Origin of the sequence: Belnapia moabensis DSM 16746 (assembly GCF_000745835.1) — a bacterium.
GTDB lineage: Bacteria > Pseudomonadota > Alphaproteobacteria > Acetobacterales > Acetobacteraceae > Belnapia > Belnapia moabensis.
Map to the genome: position 1 here is coordinate 1 of NZ_JQKB01000173.1, position 5,840 is coordinate 5,840.

Annotated in this window: 4 protein-coding genes; 3 read left to right on the plus strand and 1 reads right to left on the minus strand. The window is 63.5% G+C overall.

Annotated features, from left to right (window positions below):
• Positions 1-1,130: 1,130 nt before the first annotated feature.
• Positions 1,131-1,475 (plus strand): DUF2934 domain-containing protein, encoded by a 345-nt coding sequence (locus EP26_RS34160; RefSeq protein ID WP_084113140.1) that lies wholly within the window; start codon positions 1,131-1,133, stop codon positions 1,473-1,475.
• A 148-nt stretch (positions 1,476-1,623) separates the two neighbouring features.
• Here EP26_RS34160 and EP26_RS29480 read toward each other — a convergent pair whose 3' ends face one another.
• Positions 1,624-2,010, minus strand: coding sequence for a response regulator (locus EP26_RS29480; RefSeq protein WP_043344758.1), 387 nt, complete (start codon positions 2,008-2,010; stop codon positions 1,624-1,626).
• Positions 2,011-2,428: 418 nt separating this feature from the next.
• On the opposite strand from EP26_RS29480, the gene EP26_RS29485 reads away from it, so the two are divergent.
• Together EP26_RS29485 and EP26_RS29490 are read left to right on the plus strand one after the other, a co-directional pair.
• The gene (locus tag EP26_RS29485; protein ID WP_052389857.1) at positions 2,429-4,780 is read left to right on the plus strand and encodes a hybrid sensor histidine kinase/response regulator; all 2,352 of its coding nucleotides are present in this window, start codon (positions 2,429-2,431) and stop codon (positions 4,778-4,780) included.
• Between the two features lie 813 nt (positions 4,781-5,593).
• Positions 5,594-5,840 (plus strand): transposase (locus EP26_RS29490; RefSeq protein ID WP_043342969.1); only part of this gene is annotated, 247 nt, incomplete at its 3' end.

The following is a 5,840-nucleotide window of genomic DNA, read 5'->3' on the forward strand; positions in this document are numbered from 1 at the left end:
CGAAAGGTCAGGCCGCGCTGACGAAGCCCGACCACCTGCCGCCGGCGCTCTTCCTGAGCCGCCGCGGGCAGCTTGCGCATGTCCACGTGCCTCATGCCCGCGAACTTGGATCCCCAGTCAATCAGATCAAGACAATGAGGGCCGCATCAATAGGTAATTTGGCTGGCAGGTGCCCGGCGGTCCTGTGGCGTAGATGGCGCACTTGTATGGGTTGTTGGCGAGGGCCAAGACTCAACTCGCGCGGTCGCTCACTTGCGAGTTAGTGTTTCCATTATGGATGGGTTGTCGCACATCGGCAAAGCTGTCGCTGCACCGGAGCAAGCGGTTCCGCCTGCGGGGCGGATGGCGTCAAACCAGATGGCACCGGCAACCCAGTATCCTGTCGCTCCGCTCCCAGACACCGTTGTGGCGGGCTCTCGGCAACGCGCACTAGAAGCCGAGCAGCGGGTATACGCATGGGAGGCACTGAAGCGGGCGGAACACGCCGCCGAGATAGCGCGTCTGAAACAGGAGTTGGACCATCTGAGGACGGCTCATGCCGAAGAAATTGAGCGGTTACGGACCGAGCATGGTGCCGCCTTGCGGCAGTTGGTTGAAGCGCTCTGGCGCGCGCAGGATGCTGCGAAGGCCGCTATGGAGAAGCCGGTAGGGCTCCCGGGAGCCGCCTTGCCGCCGGCAACAGGAGCCTTTTGGCACCGCCGCATCGGCCTACATGCGCGGTTGAGCCGCCTCGTGCGAAAAGGCTGATCCGCTTCCCGGATGGCACAGCGATCCGGTTTTTACCCGATGGGCATTGTCGCTGTCGCTACGCCAGGAATGTCCAGCGCGGGCAGCAGTCTGTAGCAGGTAACAAGGCCAAATGGCGTCGGGCCAATGGTCCGCAGCCGGTCGTCAGGCCAAGTTCTCATATAGCTGGCAGTAACCGCTACCTACCGTCAGAGGGCGCACTAGCCCACACGAGGCCCTGGCGCCGAAGGTCGAGGGGCTTACGTCTGCCTGCCGCTCCAGCATGCCGCAAAAGGAACTCGGTCCCACCGCTCGGAACTTGCCTGTTTTCCTCTGCACTCCCGCTTGGGCATAATCCCAAGTGAGGGCAAGTTGCCCTTGATCCGCGTGCAGGGGGATAGAGCATGTCTGCTACAGCAACCGAGCTTGAGAGCCGTGTCCGCGAGCGAGCCTACTACTTGTGGGAGCAGGAGGGTCGCCCCGAGGGGCGGGCCGAGGAGTTCTGGGCGCGTGCGGCCGCGTTGGAAGCGGCGGTGCAGGGTGACCATGGAGAATGGCAGAGGGAGGTAGGGGAGGGACACGGCGCGCAGGTGGGTATCCCACCAAAGCGCAGTGCGTCCGCCCAGAACAGAGCCAAAGCGGTCGATGGCGCCACCTCGTTCCGACAGGCTGGGCAGCGACGGAAGTCGGCAATGACGCCGCGCGGACCTCGGCAAAAGGCTGGTGTCGCCACCGAGGCCGTCACCTGAAATGCCACAGTGCTCCGGATCAAAGCGAAGCACACTACCCTGGGACAGCCGCGGAATCGGGCTGTTGGTAAGCCGGCGCTAGTTGTGCCTCGGGATCGGCTCCATCAACGCCTGCTGCGGTACGATCGGCTCTCCACCCTTGGCGGGCTCACACAGGCGCAAGGGCCGTCAGACCCCGTAATGCTTGGGCCAGAGACGAGAAATCGAGCGGCTTGTGCAGCAAAGCGAGAGGGCCACCATGCCCTACCTCGCGACGCAGCGCCTCGGCACCGCCAAAAGGGGCTGAGCCAGTAACCACAAGGACCGGAAGCCCGGGCCGCTCGTCCCACAGTGCGCGGATCAAAGCCTCGCCGCCAAGCCGGGGCATGCGCAGATCGGTCACGAGCAGGTCGAAGCTGTCACCCTCTCGGAAAGCCGACAGGGCTTCGATCCCATCCGTTGCGGTCGCAACCAGATGCCCCTCGGCCTCCATCCAATCCGCAAGCGCCATGGCGACCAGCGCCTCGTCCTCGGCTAGGAGCACCCTTAGGGGCATGGCTGAACTCTCCTGTGCGGCTCGGCGTATGGTTGCACACAACCTATAGTTTATTGAGCGATATGATTACGCAATCGGCGTCTTGCCGCAAAGGCCTTGCACGCAATCGCGAGTTATGCAATCTATAGTTGTCAAACCACACGCACCCACAACCTCTTGCGAGGAGAGCCACTTTGGAACATGCCCGCAACTCCATCCTGTCTCGGCTGCGTAGTGGCGCCAACCAAGCAGCCGAGACCACAGTCGAATACGGCGGCGGTGACCCCACAGAGCTTGTCGCCTTGGTCCAGCATATCGCTGCCCGGGAAAACTGCACGGCCGAATGCGCTGAAGTTCCGGACCAGCACGGCCTCCTCAAAGTCGCCTTCAGACGAGTTGCCGGTGCTCCTCCTACCTAACAAGGCGATTGGAGGACCGCTTGTCTGATCTTGCGCGCTGGCTGCTCGATCCTTTCGGTTTGACCCCACACGGCTTCTGCCTGCTCTGGGAGCCCTGGCTTATCTGGACGCATGCGCTGTCTGATGTCTCTATCGGCCTTGCCTACTTCTCCATTCCGCTAGCGTTGATCTCGTTTGCCCGGCGGCGCCGCGATCTCGTGTTCAAACCGGTCTTGTGGCTGTTTGCCGCTTTCATTCTGCTTTGCGGCGCCGGTCACTGGCTTGATCTTCTAACTCTCTGGGTTCCGGCTTACGGGCTTGAAGGTTTGGTCAAGGCGCTGACGGCCGCCGTCTCCCTCGTCGCGGCGATCGTGCTCTGGCCGCTGATGCCGAGGGCGCTCGCCTTGCCATCGCCGAGCTTGATGCAGGCCTCCAACAAGGCGCTGCGCGAGAGTGAGGCACGTCACCGCGCGAACTTCGTCGGCGCACCCGTGCCTTTGCATATCCTCGATGTCGAAGGGCGGATCGTCGAGGTCTCCGACCGCTGGCTGGACTTGCTTGGGTACTCGCGGATGCAGGTGATCGGCCGGTCAGTCGGTGATTTTCAGGAGGATGGCGGCGCATCGACGCGGGCGGCGCTTCCGGCAGTGTTCGCCGCCGCGGCGGAGTTGCGGGACACGCCTCGCCGCTTCATCCGGCGTGATGGAGCGGTCCTCGATGTGTTGGCCTCATCGCGCCTGGAACGTGCGCCCGACGGGGTGCCGACCCACCTCATCACGGCACTTGTCGATGTCACGGCACGTAAGCGGGCCGAGACGGCGCTGGCCGAAAGCGAGCGGAGCTTCCGGTTGTTAGTGGATGGTGTCGCCGATTACGCCATCTACATGCTGAGCCTGAACGGGATAGTGACCACTTGGAACCCCGGCGCTGAACGGATCAAGGGCTACTCGGCATCTGAGATCATCGGCCAGCACCTTAGGCGCTTTTACACCGAGGAGGACCGCGCCACAGGTGCGGCCGAGCGTGCATTGGGGATCGCCGCAGAGGAGGGGCGGTACGAGAGCGAGGGATGGCGCCTCCGAAAAGACGGGAGCCGCTTCTGGGCCAGCGTGGTGATCGACGCCATCCGGGAGAACGGGACGCTTGTCGGCTTTGCCAAGGTGACGCGCGACATCACCCAGCAGCGTGCGGCTGCGGAGGCTTTGGAGATCACGCGGACGCAGCTTGCCCAGGCGCAGAAGATGGAGGCCATCGGTCAACTCACGGGCGGCATCGCGCATGACTTCAACAACATGCTGCAAGCCATGACCGGCAACCTTGAACTCATCCGCCGCCGGGTCGGTGAGGAGCGGCCCGATGTGGCGCGGCTTGCAGGCAACGCCCTGGATGCCGGAGCAAAGGCCGCCGGGTTGACCTCGCAGCTTCTTTCCTTCGCCCGCCGCCAGCGCCTCGATCCGCGGCCTCTCGATCCGGCTGAGGTGATTACGGGAATGCGCAACCTCCTGGCCCGAACGGCAGGTGAGCGGATCGCGCTGCACATCGACCTGCCGGAGGAGGGCATTGGGTTATGCCTTGCGGATGTGAGTCAGTTGGAATCCGCGCTGCTCAACCTTGCCATCAACGCTCGGGATGCGATCGGCCGGGCCGCGGGAAGCATCAGCATCTCGCTGCGCTCCAAGCGAATTGAGGCAACGTCCGAGGGATGGCCGCCCAATGGGGATTATGTGCGGATCGCCGTCAGCGATGATGGCCCTGGCATGCCGGAGGATGTGCGCCGCAGGGCCTTTGAGCCGTTTTTCACCACCAAGGGACCGGGCAAAGGCACCGGCCTTGGTCTCGCGCAGATACACGGCTTCGCGCACCAGTCAGGCGGCACCGCTGTAATCGAGAGCGCGCCGGGCAAGGGCACGGAGGTTGCCATCCTGCTGCCCAGAACCGACCAGCCCATGCGGCGGAACCCTGAGCCGCCATTCGCCGCCGCAGAAACCGAAGCCGGACTGGGCGAGACCGTGCTGCTTGTGGAGGACGACGCCTTGGTCCGCATGGCGCTGGCAGAGACGCTGCGCGATCTGCGCTACCATGTCGTCGAGGCCACTGATGCCGATGCCGCACTGGCCCTGTTGGAAGGCGATGTCCCGGCGGACCTGATCCTCACTGACCTTTCCATGCCGGGCAGCATGGATGGTCTGGAGTTCGCCAGCACGGCCCGCGTGCGTTTTCCGGAGCTTCCGGTGATCCTGACTACGGGTCATGCCGGCGATCTGAGCGGCAGGCCCCTGCCTCCCGCGATGACCTTCGTGAGGAAGCCCTACAGCCGCGGTGAACTCAGGGCCGCTGTTGCTGCTGCTCTGGCCAGAAGCCGCGATCAACACCCTGCGCTGGCGCCTGCGTAGGCCCTCCGAGCCTGTCGAGCACGAAAGGTAACGCGAGGGCGCCGGGCACCATGTCGCAGCCGCTTTAGCATTGTCGCAACAAAAGAAGGCCGCCCCGAAGGGCGGCCTGAGTTTAGGGAGGAAACGCCAGTCACACGGCCGAAGGGAACATCCCTTCGCATCTCCAGAGTGCAACCGGCCAGTCCGGCCCGCAACAGAGATTTTGCCGCAAAGTTGGGCACATGGGCGCATGTGAACATAGGTTGCTCAAACACCCGAGATTTTTGGCTAAATTTCAGACAGTTCTTGTTTGCTTGGCCAGTTCAGATGCTGCATGGGTCACCACCCGGGCAGTTTTGAATCCAGAATGATACGCCACAGCAATTAGGACCGGAGCAGCACCATGCAGTTCAACCCACCTCAGGCCAGTACCTCCCGGATTGCGTATCGGCTGCCGGCGGTCATCCTGACTTTGAGCGCTGTCGGCCTCATCCATCCGGCGGTTTGGATCAGTGCTGCGCTGACAGGTCTTATAGGTGCGAGCGTTTGGCTGGCTGAACTGCAACGTCGCTCTATCGGCATCCCGCAGCCGCGCGGCCTCACTGGGTCATAAGGGCCTATTGAACCCTAGGTCGGGTGCCAGCCCGCCGGTAAATGCCTGCGGGTTTAGGAACGGTCCGCAGGCCGTGGGGACCAAAATCCGAAGTAGTTCATAACCAGAGACCATCGGGGTCTGTCGCTCAAGTCGAGCGGTATAAGAGCCCGTCCACGAAGAACTGCTGCATTCTGAATGCGTTGTGGCAGGACATTGATGGAGACAGCGGAGCTCCTGCCATGTGGACGGCAGCGGATCGAGAGCGGTACGGGCGCGAGGGGCTACGCTACCCGAGCGATCTGACAGATGCGGAGTGGGCGCTGATCGCGCCGCTGATCCGGCCCGGCAAGCGCGGCGGGCGCCGTCGTTCGGTGAACCTGCGCGAGGTGCTGAACGGCTTGCTGTATGTGCTGGAGACCGGCTGCCAGTGGCGTCACCTGCCACGCGACCTGCCGCCGCGGAGCACGGTGCACGGCTATCTGCAGC

What these genes read in the sequence shown, in the direction of transcription:
- EP26_RS34160 (WP_084113140.1), top strand. Translation starts at nt 1,131, where the DNA reads ATGTCTGCTACAGCAACCGAGCTTGAGAGCCGTGTCCGCGAGCGAGCC.
- EP26_RS29480 (WP_043344758.1), bottom strand. Translation starts at nt 2,010, where the DNA reads ATGCCCCTAAGGGTGCTCCTAGCCGAGGACGAGGCGCTGGTCGCCATG.